The organism is Vibrio sp. 1CM8B (assembly GCF_023161685.1).
Lineage (GTDB): Bacteria > Pseudomonadota > Gammaproteobacteria > Enterobacterales > Vibrionaceae > Vibrio > Vibrio coralliirubri.
The window spans coordinates 99,829-123,970 of sequence record NZ_JALNTU010000013.1 but is presented as its reverse complement, the minus strand read 5'-3'; the positions used below and the strand labels follow the sequence as shown (position 1 = coordinate 123,970).

21 protein-coding genes and 2 tRNA genes are annotated in these 24,142 nt (G+C 44.5%); 20 read left to right on the top strand and 3 right to left on the bottom strand.

The genetic code is table 11. The annotated features are described in order from the left end of the window. From MSG36_RS19945 to MSG36_RS19935, 3 genes are all read left to right on the top strand, one after another. Nucleotides 1–77 (top strand) — tRNA-Met (locus MSG36_RS19945). A 70-nt stretch (nucleotides 78–147) separates the two neighbouring features. Then, nucleotides 148–232 (top strand) — tRNA-Leu (locus MSG36_RS19940). A 158-nt stretch (nucleotides 233–390) separates the two neighbouring features. Next, nucleotides 391–1,431 (top strand): lactonase family protein, encoded by a 1,041-nt coding sequence (locus MSG36_RS19935; protein WP_248369422.1) that lies wholly within the window; start codon nucleotides 391–393, stop codon nucleotides 1,429–1,431. Nucleotides 1,432–1,508: 77 nt separating this feature from the next. Here the strand turns inward: MSG36_RS19935 and MSG36_RS19930 are convergent, their stop codons facing one another. Next, a complete protein-coding gene (locus tag MSG36_RS19930; protein ID WP_122081932.1) occupies nucleotides 1,509–2,684 on the bottom strand; it encodes a 2-octaprenyl-3-methyl-6-methoxy-1,4-benzoquinol hydroxylase in 1,176 nt (391 codons plus the stop codon). A gap of 308 nt (nucleotides 2,685–2,992) precedes the next feature. Here MSG36_RS19930 and miaB point away from each other — a divergent pair, with 308 nt between their 5' ends. The 5 genes from miaB (at nucleotide 2,993) to lnt (ending at nucleotide 8,725) form a co-directional block, all read left to right on the top strand. Beyond that, entirely contained in the window at nucleotides 2,993–4,417 is a 1,425-nt protein-coding gene (gene miaB, locus MSG36_RS19925; RefSeq protein WP_012603385.1) for a tRNA (N6-isopentenyl adenosine(37)-C2)-methylthiotransferase MiaB, read from the top strand. Nucleotides 4,418–4,580: 163 nt separating this feature from the next. After that, the gene (locus MSG36_RS19920; protein ID WP_248369420.1) at nucleotides 4,581–5,702 is read left to right on the top strand and encodes a PhoH family protein; all 1,122 of its coding nucleotides are present in this window, start codon (nucleotides 4,581–4,583) and stop codon (nucleotides 5,700–5,702) included. After that, nucleotides 5,703–6,164 carry an rRNA maturation RNase YbeY gene (gene ybeY, locus MSG36_RS19915; protein WP_248369418.1) on the top strand — a complete coding sequence of 154 codons (462 nt, stop codon included), beginning with the start codon at nucleotides 5,703–5,705 and terminating at the stop codon, nucleotides 6,162–6,164. Between the two features lie 120 nt (nucleotides 6,165–6,284). After that, nucleotides 6,285–7,175, top strand: a complete 891-nt coding sequence (gene corC, locus MSG36_RS19910) for a CNNM family magnesium/cobalt transport protein CorC (protein ID WP_012603382.1) — start codon at nucleotides 6,285–6,287, stop codon at nucleotides 7,173–7,175. A gap of 32 nt (nucleotides 7,176–7,207) precedes the next feature. After that, nucleotides 7,208–8,725 (top strand): apolipoprotein N-acyltransferase, encoded by a 1,518-nt coding sequence (lnt, locus tag MSG36_RS19905; RefSeq protein WP_248369416.1) that lies wholly within the window; start codon nucleotides 7,208–7,210, stop codon nucleotides 8,723–8,725. A 125-nt stretch (nucleotides 8,726–8,850) separates the two neighbouring features. Here the strand turns inward: lnt and MSG36_RS19900 are convergent, their stop codons facing one another. Further along, nucleotides 8,851–9,321, bottom strand: a complete 471-nt coding sequence (locus MSG36_RS19900) for a zinc ribbon-containing protein (protein WP_017062329.1) — start codon at nucleotides 9,319–9,321, stop codon at nucleotides 8,851–8,853. A gap of 263 nt (nucleotides 9,322–9,584) precedes the next feature. Here MSG36_RS19900 and leuS point away from each other — a divergent pair, with 263 nt between their 5' ends. From leuS to lipA, 12 genes are all read left to right on the top strand, one after another. Further along, nucleotides 9,585–12,161, top strand: coding sequence for a leucine--tRNA ligase (gene leuS / locus MSG36_RS19895; RefSeq protein WP_048614215.1), 2,577 nt, complete (start codon nucleotides 9,585–9,587; stop codon nucleotides 12,159–12,161). Nucleotides 12,162–12,340: 179 nt separating this feature from the next. Then, nucleotides 12,341–12,994 (top strand): LPS assembly lipoprotein LptE, encoded by a 654-nt coding sequence (lptE, locus tag MSG36_RS19890; RefSeq protein ID WP_248369414.1) that lies wholly within the window; start codon nucleotides 12,341–12,343, stop codon nucleotides 12,992–12,994. 12 nt (nucleotides 12,995–13,006) lie between these two features. Next, nucleotides 13,007–14,032, top strand: a complete 1,026-nt coding sequence (gene holA / locus MSG36_RS19885) for a DNA polymerase III subunit delta (protein WP_248369412.1) — start codon at nucleotides 13,007–13,009, stop codon at nucleotides 14,030–14,032. A gap of 64 nt (nucleotides 14,033–14,096) precedes the next feature. After that, nucleotides 14,097–14,414, top strand: a complete 318-nt coding sequence (rsfS, locus tag MSG36_RS19880; protein WP_004735247.1) for a ribosome silencing factor — start codon at nucleotides 14,097–14,099, stop codon at nucleotides 14,412–14,414. 3 nt (nucleotides 14,415–14,417) lie between these two features. Beyond that, nucleotides 14,418–14,888 (top strand): 23S rRNA (pseudouridine(1915)-N(3))-methyltransferase RlmH, encoded by a 471-nt coding sequence (rlmH, locus tag MSG36_RS19875; RefSeq protein ID WP_004735246.1) that lies wholly within the window; start codon nucleotides 14,418–14,420, stop codon nucleotides 14,886–14,888. 6 nt (nucleotides 14,889–14,894) lie between these two features. Then, nucleotides 14,895–16,787, top strand: a complete 1,893-nt coding sequence (mrdA, locus tag MSG36_RS19870) for a penicillin-binding protein 2 (protein ID WP_248369410.1) — start codon at nucleotides 14,895–14,897, stop codon at nucleotides 16,785–16,787. Then, a complete protein-coding gene (rodA, locus tag MSG36_RS19865) occupies nucleotides 16,787–17,908 on the top strand; it encodes a rod shape-determining protein RodA (protein WP_048607962.1) in 1,122 nt (373 codons plus the stop codon). Before mrdA ends, rodA begins: the two co-directional genes overlap by 1 nt. Before the next feature lie 3 nt (nucleotides 17,909–17,911). Next, nucleotides 17,912–18,751 carry a septal ring lytic transglycosylase RlpA family protein gene (locus tag MSG36_RS19860; RefSeq protein ID WP_048615264.1) on the top strand — a complete coding sequence of 280 codons (840 nt, stop codon included), beginning with the start codon at nucleotides 17,912–17,914 and terminating at the stop codon, nucleotides 18,749–18,751. Between the two features lie 93 nt (nucleotides 18,752–18,844). Beyond that, the gene (locus MSG36_RS19855; protein WP_017068508.1) at nucleotides 18,845–20,026 is read left to right on the top strand and encodes a serine hydrolase; all 1,182 of its coding nucleotides are present in this window, start codon (nucleotides 18,845–18,847) and stop codon (nucleotides 20,024–20,026) included. 232 nt (nucleotides 20,027–20,258) lie between these two features. Continuing rightward, a complete protein-coding gene (ybeD, locus tag MSG36_RS19850) occupies nucleotides 20,259–20,537 on the top strand; it encodes a DUF493 family protein YbeD (RefSeq protein WP_026084358.1) in 279 nt (92 codons plus the stop codon). 195 nt (nucleotides 20,538–20,732) lie between these two features. Then, nucleotides 20,733–21,392 (top strand): lipoyl(octanoyl) transferase LipB, encoded by a 660-nt coding sequence (gene lipB, locus MSG36_RS19845; RefSeq protein WP_248369408.1) that lies wholly within the window; start codon nucleotides 20,733–20,735, stop codon nucleotides 21,390–21,392. A gap of 4 nt (nucleotides 21,393–21,396) precedes the next feature. After that, on the top strand, nucleotides 21,397–22,362 hold the full coding sequence (gene lipA / locus MSG36_RS19840) for a lipoyl synthase (protein WP_017064177.1): 966 nt from the start codon (nucleotides 21,397–21,399) through the stop codon (nucleotides 22,360–22,362). Between the two features lie 206 nt (nucleotides 22,363–22,568). Here the strand turns inward: lipA and MSG36_RS19835 are convergent, their stop codons facing one another. Further along, nucleotides 22,569–23,930 (bottom strand): sodium-dependent transporter, encoded by a 1,362-nt coding sequence (locus MSG36_RS19835; protein WP_048614238.1) that lies wholly within the window; start codon nucleotides 23,928–23,930, stop codon nucleotides 22,569–22,571. Nucleotides 23,931–24,142 lie beyond the last annotated feature (212 nt).

Here is a 24,142-nt window from a genome sequence, read left to right as displayed (position 1 = left end):
GGCTACTTAGCTCAGTTGGTTAGAGCACATCACTCATAATGATGGGGTCGCAGGTTCAAATCCCGCAGTAGCCACCACTTTTTCTTTGAAACAAGAAGACAACGTTATTTCGAACCACCAATGTCGATATAACTATAAAGATTTGCTGCGGTCGTGGCGGAATTGGTAGACGCACCAGATTTAGGTTCTGGCGCCGAGAGGTGTGAGAGTTCAAGTCTCTCCGACCGCACCATCATTAAATAGAACCCAGCTTTTTAGCTGGGTTTTGTTTTATCTGGAATATGCAAATCTGCTAGCCAAGTCACCAAGTATTCTCTTCTATAACCTCACTTTTAATACGATTTTATAAGACAATGTCAGCTCCATTTTCTAATTGAGTATGACTAGCCTATGAGAGCCCTCCCCTTAACGATCGGTTGCTACACGGATACGCCAAGCAAAAGCCAAGGTGTTTATCAAACTCAGTTAGATCTAGAAACAGGAAAACTATTACCTCTAGAGCTGATCATCAAATGTACTAACCCCTCTTTTGTTACTGTAACAAAGACTGGGATCTATACTGCATCGGAAGTTGACCAGAAAAAACAGCCCCAGCTCATTCATATACCTAATGTTGATTCACAGCTAACGTCCAATACAAGCCTCATCTCGGGAGAGCACCCTTGTCACGTCGCCATAGATCCACACAATAAGTTTGCTATCACGTCGCAATACTCATCAGGCACATTCGATATTTTTAGCTTAAGTATCAATGGCAGCATCGATAAGCGACTAAAAACAATCAAGATGGTTGGTTCCGGGCCAAACAAAGAGAGACAAACAAGCCCACACGCCCATCAATGTCTGTTCCTACAAAACTCACCACAGTTTGTGACCGTCGATCTCGGCACCGATCGCATCAACTTCTATTGCTTTGATGAAGAACAAGAAGAGTTCCTTGATGAGCCAATGCAGTCAATTAAGGTGCCCGCCGGTAATGGACCTCGCCATTTAATCTTTAACAACGCTGAAGACAGAGCCTATGTGGTCTGTGAACTCTCTGAAACATTACTTATTTTGGAAAAGGTTTTAGGCATTTGGAATGCAGTGGAAGAGGTTGATGCATTGCCTAATATGGAGAAGGGAGAAGCTGCAGCTGCGATTAAGCTATCCCCTGATGAGCAATTCCTTTATGTGTCATGTCGACACCAATCAAGAATCAGCAGCTTCAAAGTCGACTCTGAGGCTCAAAAGCTGACTTTCATTGATAGCTACGACACTGAAGGCAAATTCCCAAGAGACTTCCATATAACGAACGATGGGAAATGGCTTATCGCCGCCAACCAGCACTCCAACAACATCACCTCATTCAAGCGAGATAATGAAGATGGGTCTTTGGTTTATACAGGATACTCTTTAGAGATCGACGCACCAGTTTGCGTTACGCAGTAGCTATAGCATTCAATACCATATAGAAAAGGAGAGCATCTGCTCTCCTTTTTTATATAAATAACCGGAACTAGTGAGAATTAAAGACCCAAGGCGTATTTCAATACTTGAGTTTTAATCGGCCCAGAGTTCTCTGCGAGTTTTAATGCAGCATTCCGTACAAACTTAAGCGGACCAATGTCGTTGCTGAATGTCTTGTAGAAGAAATCCATGCCACTCTGCATCATTAGGTTGTCGCCTCTTCTCATCACTTCATAGCGTCTTGCTACAGACTGATTCAATTCACCCTTTTCTTTAGTGACATTCAACAGTACTGATACATCTTTGAAGCCTAAGTTAACACCCTGTCCAGCCAAAGGGTTGATCGTATGCGCAGAGTCCCCGACTAAAATACAGTTATTCTTCGAGTATGATTGAGCATGACGTCGTGTCAGAGGAAAAGAACCCGAATTCAAGACTTTGATATCACCTAACTCTTTAGGAAAGTGAGTAAGTACTTCGTTACGTAGTTTTTCAGGAGTCATTGCTGACAGTTGCTTAATACGCAGTGGAGAATCATACCAAACTAACGAGCCCTGCCCGACTTCCTGATCGTCAGAGGTTAGAGAACACAAAGGCAAAAATGAACGAGGGCCACTTGGTAGAAATTGCTGCCAAGTAATATCTTGCTGAGGTTGTTCTGTTTCTACATTGATAAGCATACAGTGTTGTCGATAATCCCAAGCCGTAATGCCAATTCCAGCTTGTTGACGAACGGCTGAATTCGCACCATCAGCACCAACCACCCACTTCGCAGATAACTCAGCCCCTGATTGAAGCTTAACGATATTGGTTTCACCAAACTCAATCACATCGAGCTTTTCTGGGCATAACAGTTCGAGATTGTCGTAGGCATCAAATTGAGACCATAAACCTAATTGAATGAGTCTGTTCTCAACGATATAGCCCAAACGAGGAAGGTCCAGTGAGGCAGCATCAAACCGAGTACGACACTCTGGGTGCTCCCACGTCTCTAAACGCTTATAAGAACACACTCGCATTGGTGCAATACTTTGCCATGCACCAAGATCTTCAAGCAAATCGACCGATGCTTGAGAAATCGCTGACACACGAATGTCCATCGCTTGCGACTCATCAAAAGCTTGTGGGGCAAAACCTTCGATCACCGCAACACTCAGACCTTGCTTTGCAAAACCGATTGCTGTTGCTGCGCCAACCATGCCGCCACCGACCACTACAATATCGTAACTGTTCATATTTTGTACTTATCAGTTTGATTCTTTGACTGTTTTTGATTGTACTTTTTCATAACTAACTTGTAACCAAAAACCTTATTCGAAAAAAGGGTTATCCCTTATGGCATATGGCGTTAACGATAATAAAAACCACTACATAAGAGATTTGTTCAGACTACTAGTCAGTCGGTTTTGAAACCAGTACAATACGCCGCTTGCCGCTAGAGCCTGTCATAAAATTGAATACCGAATTATGACAAACGGGGCTAGCGGATGAATAATGGGCGATTTGCTCCCTTAAATTAAACTAACGATCGAGCGAACATATAATGAGTAAGAAACTGCTAATTAAAACTTGGGGCTGTCAGATGAATGAATATGATTCATCAAAAATGGCCGACCTGCTTAACGCTGCAAATGGCTATGAGCTAACTGAAGTACCTGAGGAAGCAGACGTACTACTATTGAATACTTGTTCTATCCGCGAAAAAGCGCAAGAAAAAGTATTCCACCAGCTTGGTCGTTGGAAAACGCTTAAAGATAAAAAAGAAGGTGTGGTGATCGGTGTGGGTGGCTGCGTAGCGACTCAAGAAGGTGATCACATTCGTCAACGTGCACCTTACGTAGACGTTATCTTTGGCCCACAAACATTACACCGTTTGCCAGAGATGATTAAGTCATCACTGTCTAACGAAAAGCCAGTAATGGACATCTCTTTCCCAGAGATCGAAAAGTTCGATAACCTGCCCGAGCCAAAAGCTGAAGGCGCGACGGCGTTCGTTTCTATCATGGAAGGTTGTTCTAAATACTGTACTTACTGCGTTGTACCATACACACGTGGTGAAGAAGTTAGCCGTCCAATGGATGATGTACTTTTCGAAGTTGCTCAACTTGCCGAGCAAGGCGTACGTGAAGTTAACCTGCTAGGTCAAAACGTAAACGCATACCGCGGTCCAACTCACGAAGGTGATATCTGTTCATTCGCAGAACTGCTTCGTCTTGTTGCTTCTATCGACGGTATCGACCGTATTCGTTTCACAACAAGCCACCCGCTTGAGTTTGGTGACGACATCATTGAAGTTTACAAAGATACACCAGAACTAGTGAGCTTCCTTCACCTACCAGTACAAAGTGGTAGTGACCGTATTCTTACGATGATGAAGCGTCCGCATACGGCTATCGAGTACAAATCTATTATCCGTAAACTGCGTAAAGCTCGTCCTGACATTCAAATCAGCTCTGACTTTATTGTTGGTTTCCCTGGTGAGTCTAAGCAAGACTTCCAAGATACAATGAAGCTAATTAAAGAAGTTGATTTCGATATGAGCTTCAGCTTTGTTTTCTCTCCTCGTCCAGGTACGCCAGCGGCAGATTACCCATGTGATGTACCAGCACAAGAGAAGAAAGATCGTCTATACGAGCTCCAACAAACGGTAAACACACAAGCTATGCGCTTCTCTCGTCTAATGTTAGGCACAGAGCAACGTATCCTTGTTGAAGGCCCATCAAGAAAGAACCTAATGGAACTTCGCGGCCGTACAGAAAACAGTCGTGTTGTGAACTTCGAAGGTTCTGCAGACCTAATCGGTCAATTCGTAGATGTGAAGATCACTGAGGTTTACACCAACTCACTACGTGGTGAGCTAGTTCGCACAGAAAAAGACATGGGTCTACGCGTTGTTATGACTCCAGCAGAAATGATGGAAAAAACAAAACGTGAAGACGAGCTAGGTGTAGCAACATTTACGCCATAGGTAATACAACTGTTTGAGCACAAAGCGCAAACACAAAGCTTGAAATTACCTAACTAAGTGACCATCTTAGAAATAGGGACATCACCATCAGAAGCCCGGTCTAAATCGGGCTTTTTGCTCTTTGTTTTATTTAAGAGTGAGTGGCACAAAATGAGAGGCTAATTTGAGCAATAAAATCGTTACCTTAGAGATAAATCTAGAGCCAGCAGACAACAAGCGCTTGGCAAGTTTATGCGGTCCATTTGATGACAACATCAAGCACCTTGAGCGTCGTCTGGGCGTTGAGATTAATTACCGTAGCAACTTTTTCACGATTGTCGGTAAGCCTCACACTACAGCCGCAGCTTTAGACATCATCAAACACCTCTATGTTGAAACGGCTCCAGTTAAAGGCAACATAATCGATATCGAACCAGAGCAAATACATCTGGCGATCACCGAGTCTGGTATTTTGGAGCAACACGTCGAGTCTGAAATAGACTACGGCAAAGAAGTGACCATTAAGACTAAAAAAGGCGTTATCAAACCTCGAACGCCAAACCAAGCACAGTACCTAATGAACATGGTGACTCATGACATCACCTTTGGTATTGGGCCAGCAGGTACAGGTAAAACCTACTTAGCCGTTGCGGCAGCAGTTGATGCACTTGAACGCCAAGAGGTTCGCCGAATCCTACTGACTCGTCCTGCTGTTGAAGCCGGTGAGAAGCTTGGTTTCCTACCGGGTGATTTAAGCCAGAAAGTAGACCCATATTTACGTCCACTTTACGATGCGCTGTTTGAGATGCTTGGCTTTGAGCGAGTTGAGAAGCTGATTGAACGTAACGTGATTGAAGTTGCGCCACTGGCTTACATGCGTGGTCGTACATTGAATGATGCGTTTATCATTCTTGATGAGAGTCAAAACACCACGGTAGAACAGATGAAGATGTTCTTAACCCGTATCGGTTTTAACTCACGCGCTGTAATCACTGGTGATATTACGCAAATCGATTTACCTCGTGGTGCAAAGTCAGGCTTACGCCATGCGACTGAAGTGCTCAATGAAGTCGATGACATTAGTTTTAACTTCTTCATGTCTGAAGACGTCGTTCGTCACCCTGTGGTTGCTCGTATCGTCAACGCATACGAGAAGTGGGAAGCAAAAGACCAGAAAGAGCGCAAAGAGTTTGAAAAGCGTAAACGTGAAGAGCGCGAAGCCAAACTTCTTGAGGCTCATCAGGCAGTTACGACACAATTAGCAACACAAAATAGCTCTGTAATTGCAGAACAAGGTGATAAATAGATGTCTATTGAACTAGACCTGCAATTAGCGGTCGAAAATGAGCAAGGTCTTCCAACTGAGCAAGATATTCAGCTTTGGTTGGACAAGACCATTCCTCAGTTTCAAGAGAACGCTGAGTTGACGGTTCGTATCGTTGAAACGCAAGAAAGCCACCAGCTCAATCATGAATATCGTGGCAAAGACAAGCCAACTAACGTGTTGTCTTTTCCATTCGAGGCTCCTCCAGGGATCGAGTTAGATCTACTGGGCGACCTCATTATCTGCCGTCAAGTTGTCGAAAAAGAAGCAGAAGAGCAAAGTAAGCCTCTGCTAGCACACTGGGCTCATATGGTTGTACATGGCAGTCTGCATCTGCTAGGTTATGATCATATCGAAGATGATGAAGCTGAAGAGATGGAGTCACTCGAGACAGAAATCATGCAATCTATGGGGTTTGAAGACCCTTACATTCTAGAAAAGTAAATTGATTCTAGTAAAGTAGGTTGCAGAGAAACAATAACTCATCGAACCTGTGATTTTCGCAGGAATCTGAGTTGTAACGTGTGCTATCACACTTCTGATAGCGTTATTTTTTGAGAAATCATGAACGAAGGTAACCCCCCCACTTCTGAGGGAAGTAAAAAATCTGAAGGTCCGAGTAGAAAGTCCTTCTTTGAACGCCTAGGCCAACTATTTCAAGGTGAAGTAAAAGATCGCCAAGAGCTCGTAGATGTAATCCGCGACTCAGAAATTAATGACCTAATTGACCACGACACACGCGACATGCTCGAGGGTGTTATGGAAATTTCAGAGATGCGAGTACGCGATATCATGCTGCCTCGCTCTCAAATGGTTACAGTTGAACGCACCGATGATCTAGATACATTGATTGCGCTCATTACTGATGCTCAACACTCTCGCTACCCAGTGATCAGTGAAGATAAAGACCATGTTGAAGGCATTCTATTAGCGAAGGACCTACTTAAGTATTTGGGTTCAGAAAGTGCCCCATTTGATATCGAACAAGTGATTCGCCCTGTCGTGGTTGTTCCTGAAAGTAAACGAGTTGATCGCCTGCTTAAGGAATTCCAAGAAGAGCGTTACCACATGTCTATCGTTGTCGATGAGTTTGGCGGAGTTTCTGGCCTGGTAACCATTGAAGATATCCTCGAAGAAATCGTTGGTGAAATTGAAGACGAGTTCGACGATGAAGAAGAGCTAGATATTCGTAAGCTGAGTAAGCATACCTTCTCTGTAAAAGCTTTAACCACTATTGAAGAGTTCAACGATACGTTTAACACTGCCTTTAGTGACGATGAAGTGGATACGGTAGGCGGCATGGTTATGACAGCACTCGGTCACCTGCCGGTTCGTGGCGAAATTGTAGAAATCGAAAACTACCATTTCAAAATAACATCAGCAGATAACCGTCGTGTGATTCAGCTACAGGTAACCATTCCTGACGAACAGCCTCTTCCGACTATCGAAGAATAACAACTTCTCTCTAAAGAGATGACAGAAATTAGATGACTAAGACATTTATTCATCGCCTATTACGGCCGCTTGCGGCCGTTTTTGTTGGCGCTATAACCACCCTTTCATTCGCTCCATACTCTATATGGCCTCTTGCTATTCTCAGCCCAGCTTTGTTGCTGTTACTGATCCACAACCGCTCTCCTAAAAGTGCGCTTTGGATTGGCTACGCATGGGGTTTAGGTCAATTCACCACAGGTATCAGTTGGGTATACGTCAGCATCGATCACTTTGGCGGCATGCCACTTGCAGCCAACCTGTTTTTGATGGCACTGCTCATTGGCTACCTAGCGGTTTATTCCGGCCTATTTGCCTGGAGTTTGAACAAGTTCTTCCCTGCCAATAATCTAAGCCGATTTTTCCTTGCAGCTCCTGCATTGTGGTTAATCAGTGATTGGCTGCGTGGCTGGGTAATGACGGGCTTCCCTTGGCTTTGGCTTGGCTACAGCCAAATCGATTCGCCATTGGGGTCATTTGCACCGATTGGCGGTGTCGAGTTAATTACTCTAGTGATCATTGTTTCAGCCTCTGCATTCGCTTATGCGATTGTTAACCGGGCCTGGAGTATCGCTATCATTCCCGCCGTCGTATTTAGCGCAGGTTTTGGTATTCAAAATATCGATTGGGTCACGCCTAACCCTGAAAAAACAACATCAGTGGTATTGATTCAAGGTAATGTCGATCAAGATAGCAAATGGCTGCCGAGTCATCGCTGGCCGACCATGATGAAGTACACCGATTTAAGCAGAGAAAATTGGGACGCGGATATCATCATCTGGCCTGAAGCCGCTATCCCTGCGTTTGAGGTAGAGATTCCTTCTTTCCTACGTAACTTAGATAGCGCAGCGAAGATGAATGACAGCTCGATCATCACTGGTGTGCTTAATCAGTCTGAAGATAAGAAATACTACAACAGTATTCTTTCTCTCGGCGTGAATCCATACGGTGAATACAGCTACGATCCAGACGAACGCTACCATAAACATCACCTATTGCCGTTTGGTGAGTTTGTGCCGTTTGAAGATATCTTGCGCCCATTAGCACCTTTCTTTAACTTGCCAATGTCATCATTCAGCCGTGGCGATTTTGTTCAACCCAACATAGTGGCAAATGGTCGTCACTTAGCGCCTGCGTTGTGTTATGAGATAGTCTTTAATGATCAAGTTAGACAGAACGTAACCGACGAGACTGACTTTATTTTAACGCTCTCTAACGATGCGTGGTTTGGTCGTTCGATTGGCCCTCTGCAACATATGGAAATTGCACAGATGCGTGCTCTGGAGCTTGGTAAGCCGGTTATTCGCTCGACCAACAATGGTGTGACGGCAGTTACCGATTACAAAGGCAACATCATCAAACAAGTGCCTCAGTTTGAAACAGCAGTATTAAAAGCTGAACTCATTTCAACGGATGGTCAAACGCCTTATCACACAGTAGGTACTTGGCCACTGTATATCTGGGCGATGCTCAGCTTGGTGATTGGTTGGGTAATTAGAAAGCCAAAAAGCTAGATTCGAGATTCGAGATTCGAGATTCGAGATTCGAGATTCGACGAAAAATGATTTGAGGGTTGACTGATTGGGTCAACCCTTTTTCATTGCTGTGGTTTTACGTTGATACGCTATGGTTCAGAAGCTTACGGTTTGAGGGCTTTACGACTAAACCCTTTAGAACCACATTTAATGCATGGAATGATATTGGTTGGGTGGTTATATTCGGTTTGGTGACCACACTCGTCACATACTAAGGTGCCTAAGCCAATAACTTCACCCGCTTGATACAAGCCTTGGTGTTCTAAGTCTTGGAACAGTTCAACCCACTCCACCTTAGTACGATCAGTAATATCCAACAGCCCTTGCCAAATAGAGTCCGCAATCATCAAATAGAATGGACCGCTTTTACTCTCTTCATAGCTTTCGGAAAACTCTTTTAAGTCCGACTTCACGTAGGCAGAGATCAATGAAAGCTCATCTTTAGTCATATCATTAGCTGCTTTCGCAAACTTGCCCGACGTTTCGATTTTATTGTTGAGCTCTTCAGGGCTATGCTTCAGCGTTTCAATCACCTCTTCGACGACTTCTTCATAGAGCGCTTTTTTCTTCGGCATAACAACCTCCTTAAGATAACCAACCTTTTAGTGAGCAAACGGATGCGCTGTAATGCACTCCCGCTTACAAACAAATGCAATTCATACTCTTAAGTATAGTTGCCCTGCGAAATTCAGTGAAAATTACACAATCTACTAGGCTGCAACTGCAAGTATGAAGGGTATAACTATTGTTGTACTCAGCTCCTTTAGGTATTCTATGACGATCTGTAAGATTCTGTTCTAACCGAACTCACAAATTCCAAGATAACCGGATACCATCGATGCAAGAACAATATAACCCGCAAGAGATTGAACAAAAGGTTCAACAACACTGGGATAACAGCGAGACTTTCGTTGTAAGTGAAGACCCAAACAAAGAAAAATTCTACTGTCTTTCTATGTTCCCTTACCCAAGTGGCCGACTGCACATGGGTCACGTGCGTAACTACACCATCGGTGATGTGGTATCTCGTTTCCAACGTCTACAAGGCAAAAACGTAATGCAGCCAATTGGTTGGGATGCATTCGGCCTACCTGCAGAAAACGCAGCTGTTAAAAACAACACAGCGCCTGCACCATGGACTTACGAAAACATTGAGTACATGAAGAACCAACTGAAGCTTCTAGGCTTTGGTTACGACTGGAACCGTGAATTCGCAACCTGTACTCCAGAGTACTACCGTTGGGAACAAGAGTTCTTCACTAAGCTTTACGAAAAAGGCCTGGTTTACAAGAAGACTTCTTCAGTGAACTGGTGTCCAAACGACCAAACAGTACTGGCAAACGAGCAAGTAGAAGACGGTTGTTGCTGGCGTTGTGACACTCCAGTAGAGCAAAAGAAAATTCCACAGTGGTTTATTAAAATCACTGAGTACGCTCAAGAGCTACTAGACGATCTAGACAACCTTGAAGGTTGGCCTGAAATGGTTAAGACCATGCAGCGTAACTGGATCGGCCGCTCTGAAGGTGTTGAGCTATCTTTCGCTGTTAACGGCGAAGAAGCACCATTAGAAGTGTACACAACACGTCCAGATACACTAATGGGTGTTTCTTACGTTGGTATCGCTGCAGGTCACCCTCTTGCAGAGAAAGCATCGAAGAACAACCCAGAGCTTGCTGCATTCGTTGAAGAGTGTCGTAACACTAAAGTTGCTGAAGCTGAACTGGCAACGATGGAAAAGAAAGGTATGGATACTGGCCTAACGGCTATCCACCCTCTTAACGGTCGTGTTGTTCCTGTATACGTAGCAAACTTCGTACTTATGGATTACGGCACGGGTGCGGTAATGGCGGTTCCTGCTCACGATCAACGTGACTACGAGTTCGCAACTAAGTATGGCATCGATATCATCCCAGTAATCAAACCTGAAGATGGTTCTGAACTAGACGTTTCTGAAGCGGCTTACACTGAAAAAGGTGTCCTGTTCGACTCTGGTGAATTCGATGGCCTTGCGTTCCAAGAAGCATTCGATGCAATTGCTGCGAAGCTTGAAGCTGAAGGCAAAGGTAAGAAGACAGTAAACTTCCGTCTACGTGACTGGGGTGTATCTCGTCAGCGTTACTGGGGTGCTCCAATCCCAATGGTAACCACTGAAGACGGTGAAGTTCACCCAGTCCCAGCAGACCAACTGCCCGTAATTCTTCCTGAAGATGTAGTAATGGATGGCGTAACTAGCCCAATCAAGGCAGACAAGTCTTGGGCTGAAACAACATTCAACGGCGAACCAGCTCTACGTGAGACTGACACGTTCGATACATTTATGGAGTCTTCTTGGTACTACGCACGTTACTGTTCTCCACAAGCAGACGACATTCTAGATCCAGAGAAAGCAAATTACTGGCTACCAGTTGACCAATACGTTGGTGGTATCGAGCACGCTTGTATGCACCTGCTTTACTCTCGTTTCTTCCATAAGCTTCTACGTGATGCTGGTTACGTGACGTCTGACGAACCGTTCAAGCAACTACTATGTCAAGGCATGGTTCTGGCTGACGCGTTCTATCACGAAAACGAAAAAGGCACCAAAGAGTGGATTGCACCGACTGACGTAACGGTTGAACGTGACGGTAAAGGTCGCATTGAAAAAGCAGTAGACGATCAAGGCCGTGAAGTTGAACACTCAGGCATGATCAAAATGTCTAAGTCTAAGAACAACGGTATCGACCCACAAGAGATGGTAGACAAGTACGGCGCTGATACAGTACGTCTATTCATGATGTTTGCATCACCTGCAGATATGACGCTTGAGTGGCAAGAGTCTGGCGTTGAAGGTGCTAACCGCTTCCTTAAACGTGTTTGGAAATTGGTTCACGCTCACTCTTCTAAGGGTGCTGCTGAATCTGTTGATGCTTCTGCGCTATCTGGCGACCAGAAAGCACTTCGTCGTGATATCCACAAGACTATCGCCAAAGTAACGGACGATATCGGCCGTCGCCAAACGTTCAACACGGCAATCGCTGCAATCATGGAACTGATGAACAAGCTGGCGAAAGCACCTCAAGAATCAGCACAAGATCGTGCAATTCTTGATGAAGCGTTAAAAGCGGTAGTACGCATGCTTTACCCAATGACCCCACACATCTCTTACGAAATGTGGATTGCACTTGGTGAATCAAACGTAGACTCAGCAACATGGCCAACTTTCGATGAGAAAGCGCTAGTTGAAGACGAGAAAACTATCGTTGTCATGATCAACGGTAAACTACGTGCGAAACTAACCGTTGCTGCTGATGCAACAGAAGAGCAAGTTCGTGAGCTTGGTCTAAACGATGAGAACGCTAAGAAGTTCCTAGATGGCTTAACTATCCGTAAAGTTATCTTCGTACCAGGTAAGCTTCTAAACATCGTTGCTAACTAATTTCGTTAGCACAATGCAATTGCTAAAGAATTAACGAACTTAATTCATCAAAAGCAGTCTGTAGACAGGGTAGCTAATTGCCCTGTCTACTTATTTAAGCGCTTTAGATTTAAGCCTAACAACTCAATCTAGCTAAAGCCTTTAAATAAGTATTCTACCTTCATGAGAGCCATCAAATAATGCGCCTGATTTCACTATCTTCATTGAAAGTTACTATTGTTGTTTTAACCGTCAGCCTGTTAAGTGCGTGTGGTTTCCACCTGCGTGGTGATTACTCCGTACCAGAAGAACTCAACAAGATCTCCGTAACCAGTTACGACCAATACAGTACGTTTACACGTATGATGAAAGGTCAGCTACGTATGAATGATGTAGAAATTGTGCCACCGGCTGAGAATACCCCTAACCTGCACATTATTAGTGAGAGCGTTGGTGAGCGTACCCTTTCTCTATACCAAAACACTCGTGCAGCAGAAAAAGAGCTGACATTCCGCTCTTCTTATCGTGTCACTATCCCTGAAATTGGCTCAAAGACATTCTCTACTAGCGTAACCCGTAGCTATCTAGATAACCCGCTAACAGCACTTGCGAAATCGGTTGAGCGCGACATGATCGAAGACGAAATGCGTAAGCTGGCAACAAGCCAAATTCTTCGCCAAATGGCTCGCCTCAAAGCGACTATTGCCGCTGGAAACATGAACCTAGAAGAACTAGAGCACGTTCAAGTAAAAGAACTTGAAAAGCAATACAACATTAAAAACATCGAAGTTGAAGACGTTGAGATCGTGCCGGCTTCAGAAGAACAGCCAACAGAAAACGAATCGACTAAGTAATAGGTTTATTTGATGCGTATTTTTGCTGACCGCTTATCGGAACAACTAGCTAAACAGCTAAGCAGTGTTTACCTCATTTTTGGTAACGAACCTCTGCTGTTACAAGAAAGCCGAGAAGCAATTCAAAACGCTGCAAAACAGCAAGGTTTCGAAGAGCGTCACCGCTTTGCTATTGATAGCAGCCTCGACTGGAATCAAGTCTACGACTGCACTCAAGCACTGAGCCTATTCTCTAGCCGTCAAGTCATCGAACTTGAATTGCCAGAGTCAGGCGTCAATGCCGCGATAGCAAAAGAGTTACTCGCGATCTCCGAGCATATCCATAGCGATATCTTGTTGATCTTAGTGGGCACTAAATTAACTAAAGCTCAAGAAAGCGCGAAGTGGTTTAAGGCGCTCTCGAATCAGGGGCATTGGGTAAGTTGCTTAACACCAGATGTCAGTCGATTACCTCAGTTTGTCCAAGCACGCTGCCGTAAAATCGGTTTAACGCCAGATCCTGAGGCGATACAAATGCTGGCGCAATGGCACGAGGGTAATCTATTTGCACTAACCCAAAGCCTAGAAAAACTGGCTCTCCAATACCCAGATGGAAAGCTCACATTAGTACGCTTAGAAGAATCGCTGAGTCGACACAACCACTTTACTCCATTCCATTGGAGTGATGCGTTATTAGCAGGCAAAGGAAACCGAGCACAACGAATCCTAAGACAATTGGAAGCCGAGGGTATAGAGCCCGTCATTTTACTGCGTAGTATCCAGCGTGAACTTGCCTTGTTGTTGCAAATGCAGCAACAAATGAAACAGATGCCGATTGGTCAAGTCTTCGACAAACACCGTATCTGGCAATCTAAAAAGCCGCTTTATAACGCCGCGCTAACAAGAGTTTCGATTTCTCAATTACACTCTTTGTTCGCGTTGCTCACTCAAGCTGAATTGATGACAAAAACTCAATATGGGCAGTCGCCTTGGCCACTAATTCATCAGTTAAGCGTAGAGTTTTGTATCCCTTCAGCTTCAATACCATTTCACGCATAAAAGCGTGGTATATTCTAGGGTCAACAGCCCCTAAAAAGCTAAATTCAGATTAAAGGAACACCCCGTGTTACGTGAAGAACTAAAAGATTTTCTTGCAGACAAAGCCGACGACATGAAAGCAGAATCGATTGTGACTATCGATGTAGAAGGCAAATCAAGTGTTACTGATTACATGATTGTTTGTACTGGCACCTCTAAGCGCCATGTTGCCTCTATTGCACAGCATGTTGCTGATGAAGTACGTAAAGCAGGCATGCAACCACTAGGCATGGACGGCCAGCAAGAAGGTGAATGGGTTGTTCTAGATATGGGCACAAGCATGCTTCACGTTATGCAAGAAGAACACCGTGAACTGTACCAACTAGAAAAACTTTGGGGCTAAGCTTTGAAGATCCAGTTAATCGCAGTTGGTACAAAAATGCCAAAGTGGGTTGAAGAAGGCTTTAAAGAATATAAACGCCGCTTCCCTCATGACATGCCATTAGAACTCATTGAAATCACTGCGGGCAAGCGCGGTAAAAATGCGGATATTGCGCGAATCCTTCAAAAAGAAGGCGAAGCAATGTTGGCAGCCGTTCCAAAAGGTAACCGTATTGTCACGCTTGATATCCCAGGTAAAAAATGGGATACCCCACAGCTGGCAGAGCAATTGGAAAGTTGGAAATTGGATGGACGCGACGTTTCTATCCTTATTGGCGGGCCTGAAGGATTAGCACCTGCATGTAAAGCGGCAGCAGACCAAAGTTGGTCTCTGTCTGCGCTTACTCTCCCTCACCCATTAGTACGCGTTATCATGGCTGAAAGCTTGTATCGAGCTTGGAGCATCACTGCTAACCACCCTTATCATCGAGAATAAGCGTTAATGTTACGTAAACGTAGCCAAATCCGTGATTACAAAGCAGAAGCACGACTATTTACTAATCGTGCTTTTGTTGCGTTTGCGGGGATCATAGTCCTGATATCGATGTTGGTTGTTAACCTGTACAACATTCAGGTCAATCAATATCAAGACTATAAAACCCGCTCTAACGATAACCGCATCAAGGTCGTTCCAATCGCCCCTAACCGTGGTTTGATTTACGATCGCAACGGTGTACTTCTTGCCGAAAATCGCCCGGTTTTCAACCTAGAAATCACACCAGAAAAAATCAAAGATATGGATGACACGCTCGTCCGTCTACAAGAATTAATCGAGATCCCGCCAGAGCGTATTGAACGATTTGATCGTGATCGTCGCAATTCACGACGCTTCAAGTCAGTACCTATTCTGAATCAACTTACCGAAGAACAGGTTGCGATCTTCTCTGTAAATCAGCATAAGTTCCCAGGTGTTGAAGTTACAGGTACGCTAAAACGTTTCTACCCTTATGGTGATGTGTTAACTCACGTGATTGGCTACGTGTCGCGCATCAATGACCGTGATATGCAGCGCTTGGTTCGCGAAGAAAAAGACGCCAATTACCAAGCCACTCGCGACATCGGTAAACTTGGTATTGAGCGCTACTACGAAGACATGCTTCACGGTACCGCTGGCTATCAAGAAGTCGAAGTTAACAGCCGTGGACGAGTGATCCGTACTCTAAAATTTGTACCGTCGGTTCCTGGTAAAGATATCGTGCTCAACTTGGATATCAAGCTACAACTATACGTACATAAGTTACTTGATGGCCGCCGCGGTTCAGCTATCGTTCTCGACCCGAAAGACAATGGCGTGTTAGCTATGGTATCTAGCCCAAGTTACGACCCAAATGCATTCGTACATGGTATTTCGTCTAAAGGTTATAACGCCCTACTTCAAGACAAAGACCGCCCTTTGGTTAACCGTGCAACGCTAGGTATTTATCCACCAGCATCGACGATCAAGCCATTCATTGCTGTTGCTGCTCTGCAAGAAGGTGTGATTACACCCAATACAACGCGTAATGACCCAGGTTATTGGAAGATCCCTAATTCAAAAACCAGACCATTCCGTGACTGGTTGCGTTGGGGACACGGGGTCGTTGATATAGAGAAAGCGATTGAAGAGTCAGTGGATACTTTCTTTTACCAAATTGCTTATGATCTGGGCATTGATCGCATATCCAAATGGATGATGATGTTCGGCTTTGGTGATTATACTGGCATCGATATTTATGAAGAAAGCAAAGCCAATATGCCAACTCGTGATTGGAAGATGGCAAGACACCGTGTGCCTTGGTACCAAGGTGACACCATCCCAGTTGGTATTGGACAGGGCTACTGGACTGCAACACCAATGCAGATTGCAAAAGCCACATCAGTTTTGGTCAATGAAGGTGAAGTAACCGCACCTCACCTACTTCGTTCAACCATTGATAACGGTCGTCCATTCGATGAACAAATCATGTCGGACATTGAAACTTACCCACCGCTAACCGGGGTTAAGAAAAAGTATTGGGATATCGCTCAGGAAGGTATGAGGCTGGCTAACCACGGTAAGAAAGGTACGGCAAGACGTTCATTCCAGAAGATGTCTTACCAAACCGCGGGTAAATCGGGTACTGCGCAGGTATTCGGCTTAAAAGAAGATGAAGAGTACAACGCGGATGAAATCGCAGAACACTTACGCGATCACGCCCTCTTTACGGGTTACGCGCCTTTTGAAGATCCTGAAGCCGTCGTAACTATCGTTCTAGAGAACGCAGGTGGCGGCTCTTCTAACGGCGGCCCAGTAGTAAGAAGGATTTTAGACCATATTATCCTTGCAGAAGATTATCAAAGTGAGCCAATTAAATAATGAAACTTGATCCTTCAACTGGACGAAATAGAGCCCTATTCGAAAGGCTGCATATCGACCTGCCGCTATTGCTTGGCATTCTGGTTTTAATGGGCTTTGCCCTACTGATCATGTACAGCGCAAGCGGACAAAGCCTTGCGATGATGGATCGCCAGGCGATGCGTATGGCTCTGTCTTTAGGTGTGATGATCTTCCTAGCGCAAATCTCACCTCGCACTTATGAGACCTTGGCACCACTACTATTTGCAGGTGGTGTCATCTTGCTATTAGGCGTGTTGTTCTTTGGTGAAGCCTCTAAAGGTGCACAGCGTTGGTTAAACTTCGGCTTTGTTCGCTTCCAACCGTCAGAGCTGTTAAAGCTGGCGGTGCCTTTGATGCTGGCACGATTTATCGGTAAGCGCTCACTTCCGCCCACCTTCCAAACATTAGCGATCTCGCTAGTGATGGTGTTTGTACCGACGATTCTAATCGCAAAGCAACCTGACCTAGGTACATCTATCCTTATCGCCGCATCTGGTATCTTCGTGATATTCCTGGCAGGTATCAGTTGGAAAATCATAGCTAGCGCTGCAATCGCGTTAGGGGCATTTATCCCAATCTTATGGTTCTTCTTGATGCGTGAATATCAAAAGGTACGTGTAAGAACCCTCTTTGATCCTGAATCAGATCCATTAGGTGCGGGTTACCACATCATTCAAAGTAAGATTGCGATAGGTTCGGGTGGTATATCTGGAAAAGGTTGGTTGCAAGGCACTCAATCTCAACTGGAGTTCATCCCAGAGCGTCATACCGACTTCATTTTTGCGGTCATTGCCGAAGAATGGGGGATGATTGGTATATTGTTCTTGCTTGCTATCTACCTGTTTATTATTGGACGTGGCTTAGTGCTTGCGAGCCAAGCTCAAACCGCATTCGGTCGAATGATGGGTGGCAGTATTGTACTGAGCTTCTTCGTTTATATTTTTGTAAACATTGGCATGGTAAGTGGCATTCTACCTGTGGTTGGTGTTCCTCTTCCTCTAGTCAGTTATGGCGGTACTTCAATGGTTACCCTTATGGCTGGTTTTGGTATTTTAATGTCGATACATACACACAGAAAAGCATTCTCAAAGGCGACCTAATCGATGTCTATTACAACGTTTCAAAAAAAAGCATCTTTGGTTGAAGAGCTGCCAATCAAAAAAATAGTCTCTATCTTGGGGCTAGCGATTTTAATCAATGGTTGTTCTTCAAAACAGCCAACAGGGCGCTACGATATTGATTCAGATATTGCACCAGATGCACCGATCTCAGTAGAGCACCTCGAGGATGCTCACCCTCAGTATGAACCTTATAGTTTAGGTGGTAACACGGATTACACTTTACGTGGCGAAGACTACAAGATCGTAAAGAAGACCGAAGGGTTTACTGAGAAAGGCAAAGCCTCTTGGTACGGTAAGAAATTTCATGGTCACTTAACGTCTAACGGCGAGATCTACGACATGTATTCGATGTCTGCGGCGCACAAAACATTACCAATTCCAAGCTATGTAAAAGTGACGAATACCGACAATAACAAAACGACGATTGTTCGTATCAATGACCGAGGCCCATTCCATGAAGGCCGAATCATTGACCTTAGTTATGCGGCAGCTTACAAGCTCGATGTGTTAAGAACCGGCACGGCAAATGTTGAGATTGAAGTCATTACTGTAGCTATGCCAACCGACGCAAATAAAAAGGCTGCTTTACCACAATTTATTATTCAAGTCGCGACATCTCCGCATGAAGATAGAACAGAGAAGTTAGCGAAAGATCTAGCCGAAAAGCTAGAAGTAGCAACGTTCTTGCAGCCAAATGATGACAACTACCGTCTGATGATTGGGCCATTTCATGACTATGCTCTGACTCAAGAGAAATTAGAACAAGTTAAACTAATGGGTTACCCGTCAGCTTATATAAAAAAACACACCCTAACTCGCTAATTAATCTAACAGTTACTTCTGGTAATCAGCGCTCTGGTGTGACAGAGTGATTCTGTTAATATATGAATAGTTCACCAAATAATTGCATTCAAAATGATTAAATCTAATAAACTTGTTAAATCGATTTTTGCTACTTCTGTTGCTCTTTCTGCAACGATAGCTACATCGTCATTCGCCGCTCCTATTGTTGTTCCTGATGCACCTCAAATCGCCGCTAAAGGTTTTGTTCTGATGGATTACCATTCAGGCAAAGTACTAGCAGAGAAAGAGATGAATACTCAGCTTTCTCCAGCAAGTTTAACCAAGATGATGACGAGCTACGTGATCGGCCAAGAGCTCGATCGTGGCAACATCAACCTAAACGACGATGTTGTAATCAGTGAAAATGCTTGGGCTAAAAACTTCCCAGATTCATCTAAGATGTTCGTTGAAGTTGGCACTACGGTTAAAGTTGAAGAACTGAACCGCGGTATCATCATTCAATCGGGTAACGATGCATGTGTTGCTATGGCTGAACACATCGCTGGTTCTGAAGATGCATTCGTTGACCTAATGAACGCTTGGGCAAGCTCTATCGGCATGAAAGACACGCACTTTGCTAACGTGCACGGTCTAGACAACCCGAACCTATACTCAACGCCTTACGATATGGCGCTACTTGGTCAGGCGCTGATTCGCGACGTGCCAGACGAGTACCGTATCTACTCAGAGAAGAAATTCACATACAACGGCATCACCCAATACAACCGTAATGGTCTGTTATGGGATAAGAGCATGAACGTTGATGGCATTAAAACAGGCCACACAAGCAACGCAGGTTACAGCCTAGTAAGCTCGGCGACAGAAGGCAAAATGCGCCTGGTTGCTGTAGTTATGGGCACCAAGAATGCGAATGCTCGTAAAACAGAAAGCAAAAAACTGCTTAGCTACGGCTTCCGCTTCTTTGAAACAGTGGCACCACACACAGCCGGTGAAACCTTCGTAGAAGAGAAGATCTGGATGGGTAGCAAGGACACAGTTGCACTGGGTGTCGACGAAGATACTTTCGTAACGCTACCTCGTGGTCAAGCTAAGAACCTGAAGGCAAGCTTCGTTCTTGAGAAAGAACTAGAAGCGCCAATCAGCAAAGGCGATGTGGTTGGTAAACTATTCTACCAAGTAGACGGTGAAGACGTTGCTGAATACCCACTACTAGCACTTGAAGATGTAGACCAAGGCAGCCTATTCAGCCGTCTATGGGACTACCTAGTTCTTCTGTTCAAGGGTTTATTCTAAACAAGCCAAAGGTTTGTTCTAGGTAAAACCTAAGCTTGTTGTATAGCTAACCTAATGAGTAAGTTCATGATTTACTCATTAGCGAACCAAAAGCCGCCATGTGCGGCTTTTGTTGATCTTGAGTTCGGTGATATTTACACGTAATATTCCGCCTTATTACTCGTGTCTGTTGACCGAACACGCTTTTTATCGACATTTCGCCAATTTGCGAGAGTCTAGCCTTTTGGAGCTAATCATGAACATCAATTCTGATGCAAAACTAAAAGACCTCTTAGAGTTCCCTTGTTCATTCACTTACAAAGTAATGGGCCACGCTAAGCCAGAACTGACTGAGCTAGTACTAGAAGTGATCCAGCGTCATGCTCCTGGTGACTACAGCCCAACGCTAAAACCGAGTGCAAAAGGTAACTACCACTCTGTTTCTATCAATATTACTGCGACTTCAATTGAGCAAGTAGAAACTCTTTATAAAGAACTGGGCGAGATCGAAATCGTTCGTATGGTTCTGTAATCTCCGATTACACATGAAAAACAGCGGCTTATTGCCGCTGTTTTTGTTTAAAGCCCCCTATCTAGCTCAAATTCATTCAACTTAATTTTCAATAAATACAAAGAAAGTTGAAAAACCTTGCAGTCCGTCTGTAGTTAGAATCATGTTTCGCGTTTATAATGCGTTCACTTTATTAATCCTTGAGGGAGTGCAGCTTTGCAAAATAAGCTAATCGTAAAAAAATTAGGCCGTCAGGATTACGAACCTGTATGGAAAGCCATGCATAAGTTCACAGACGAACGCACGGAAGAAGACGTAGACCAAGTTTGGTTGGTTGAACACAACCCTGTCTTCACTCAAGGACAAGCAGGTAAAGCCGAGCATGTATTAAATGCCGGTGATATCCCTGTGATACAAAGCGATCGCGGTGGCCAAGTGACTTATCACGGCCCAGGCCAATTAGTCGCTTACTTTCTGATTAACATCCGTCGCAAGAAATTCGGAGTGCGTGATTTGGTTACTCATATCGAGAGCCTCGTAATCAATACTCTGAAAGCTTACAATATAGATTCAGCTGCCCGACCTGACGCTCCTGGTGTTTATGTCGATGGCAAGAAAATCTGTTCACTTGGATTACGTATTCGACGTGGCTGCTCGTTCCACGGGTTAGCACTCAACGTCGATATGGATCTTTCTCCATTCCTACGTATTAACCCATGTGGTTACCAAGGTATGGAAATGGCGCAAGTAAGCCAACTCGGCGGACCAAGTGAACTAGAAAACGTTGAGCAACAGTTAATACAAGAGCTCGTAGAGCTACTCGGCTATGACCAAGTAGACATTCAAGCCACCAGTAACATTACAGCAGAAGCATAAAATCATGAGCAAACCAATCCAAATGGAAAAAGGCGTTAAATATCGTGACGCTGACAAAATGGCATTAATTCCCGTAAAGAATATGCCTGCTGAACAGAAAGAAGTTCTACGTAAGCCTGAATGGATGAAGATTAAACTTCCTTCAGACAGCCATCGTATTCAAGAAATCAAATCAGCAATGCGCAAAAACAACCTGCACTCAGTTTGTGAAGAAGCGTCTTGTCCTAACCTAGCCGAGTGTTTCAACCACGGTACGGCAACGTTTATGATTCTTGGCGCTATCTGTACTCGTCGCTGCCCGTTCTGTGATGTTGCCCATGGTCGTCCTGTTGCTCCTGAAGCTGAAGAGCCGAAGAAACTGGCTAAAACAATTCAAGACATGAAACTGAAGTACGTTGTAATCACTTCAGTTGACCGTGATGACTTGCGTGACGGCGGTGCTCAGCACTTTGCTGACTGTAACCGTGAGATTCGCGAACTAAACCCAAATATTCGTATCGAAACACTGGTTCCAGACTTCCGCGGTCGTATGGACGTTGCACTTGATCTAATGAAAGACAACCCGCCAGATGTTTTCAACCACAACCTAGAGACAGCGCCACGTCTATACCGTAAAGCGCGTCCAGGTGCGAACTACAAGTGGTCTCTTGATCTACTGAAGAAATTCAAAGAGCAGCACCCTGATATCCCAACAAAATCAGGCGTGATGATGGGTCTTGGTGAGACAAAAGAAGAGATCGTTCAAGTACTGAAAGACCTTCGTGAACATGGTGTGACTATGCTGACACTAGGCCAATACCTAGCACCAAGTCGTCACCACTTACCAGTAGAACGCTACGTGCCGCCTTCTGAGTTCGATGAGCTGAAAGAGATTGCTCTAGAGCTAGGCTTCACTCACGCAGCGTGTGGTCCGTTTGTACGTTCTTCTTACCATGCAGACTTACAAGCTCAAGGTATGGAAATTAAGTAATCACGATTGCTTAACGAACAATGCAAAGGCGCTGAATATTATGTTCAGCGCTTTTTTCTATCTTGTTCGCGCCGCTAAAGCTTTATATTTCGTGCCACTAAGCTTTATATAAAAACAACAAAGCCACTCCTTATGAGTGGCTTTGTGCTTAATATTTCAAGTTCTTCTGAGGGTTTGGATTCAAAAAGTCCTGATAAGGATCAGCATTAACCGAAAGAAGCCCAGATAACCGTTGCGACCAAGATTGGGCACACAAACTTCACATACATTGGCCAAACCTTACCAAACCAACCAAGCTGAAAATCAGGACAACCTTGTTCAAGCTCTTTCACTTTTGAAGCTCGGCTCCATACCCAACCACCAAACACACAGAACATCAGTGCAGCGACTGGTTGAAGGTACTGAGTTGCAATCATCGCTACCATTCCAAACATCGCAGCAAAGTTGTAAACAATTACCACACTAAACAGCGCGATAGCACCACCAATTACCCAGCTTGTTGGCGTTCGTCTGGTATTGAAACGCTCACTCACTAGCGCAACCGGGCCTTCAAGCATCGAAATCGACGAAGTCAGTGCAGCAATCGTTAGTAGTAAGAAGAACACAATCGCAAAGATCTGACCAAGCACACCTAAACTATCAAACATCAACGGCAGAACCGTGAATACTAGAGTGTCAGAGCTTAATAGTGAGCCGTCTTCAGCGTAGATTTGAACGCCTTTTTGCATCGCAACAAACATTGCTGGCATCACCACTAAGCCAGCAATAAAAGCGACAGCAGTATCCACCAGAGTCACGTTCATCGCCATTTTTGGCAGGTTCTCTTTCTTGCTTAGGTAAGAGCCATAAACCAACATCGAGCAACCACCAATGGTGAGTGAGAAGAAGCCCTGTCCCATTGCCGCCAGAATCAGTTTTCTATCCCACACTTTCTCAAAGTCCGGAACTAGGTAATGTTTTAGGCCTTCCATCGCGCCAGATTGCGTCATGATGTAAACAAACAATAAGCCAAATAAAACAAACAGCGCAGGCATCAAACGAGTCGACCACTTCTCAATGCCTTGCTTAACACCGCCCTGCACAATCAAGATAGTCAGTACATAGAACGCGACGGTACCAAATACGTTGCGCTCAACACTGAAGCCTTTAAACCAATCAGCAATCGCTTCTAGGCCGATAAGATCAGCGACGGCACCAATTAGGAAACAGATCAACCAGCCACCAACAATACTGTAAAACGCCAACACAGCGCTTGGTACACTCAGTCCAATCCAACCGACAAACTCACCGACTTTCTTACCCAAAGGATTTGTCGTCAAAGATCGCATGCTATCAACTGGGTTTGCTTGGCCGTGACGGCCGATAGCCATCTCTACCACCAGCATAGGGAAAGCAACCACGAAGATCATGATCAAATAGACTAAAAGGAAAGCGCCACCACCATTGCTGGCAACTTGAGTCGGGAAACCCCAAATATTACCCAAGCCAACCGCTGCACCAGCCGCTGCTAAAATAAAGCCTAAACGAGAGCTAAAGTGCTCTCTTGAAGAGGAAGATTGTTGGTCCATATCGCCCGCATTAAAAATCAGTGAACTAGTTGAGAAGTACAGTAATAAAAAGCAATGATAGGCACAACCAATAAATGAACAATTCTCTGTTTTTTACAATCAATGCGCTATTTGGAACCACAAAATTAACAAAAAACCAGTCTTATCGTTCAATTGCAAGCAACAAAGCGAAGCAGTAGGCTTAAGAAGGAAATGGATTGAATTGAGATAAA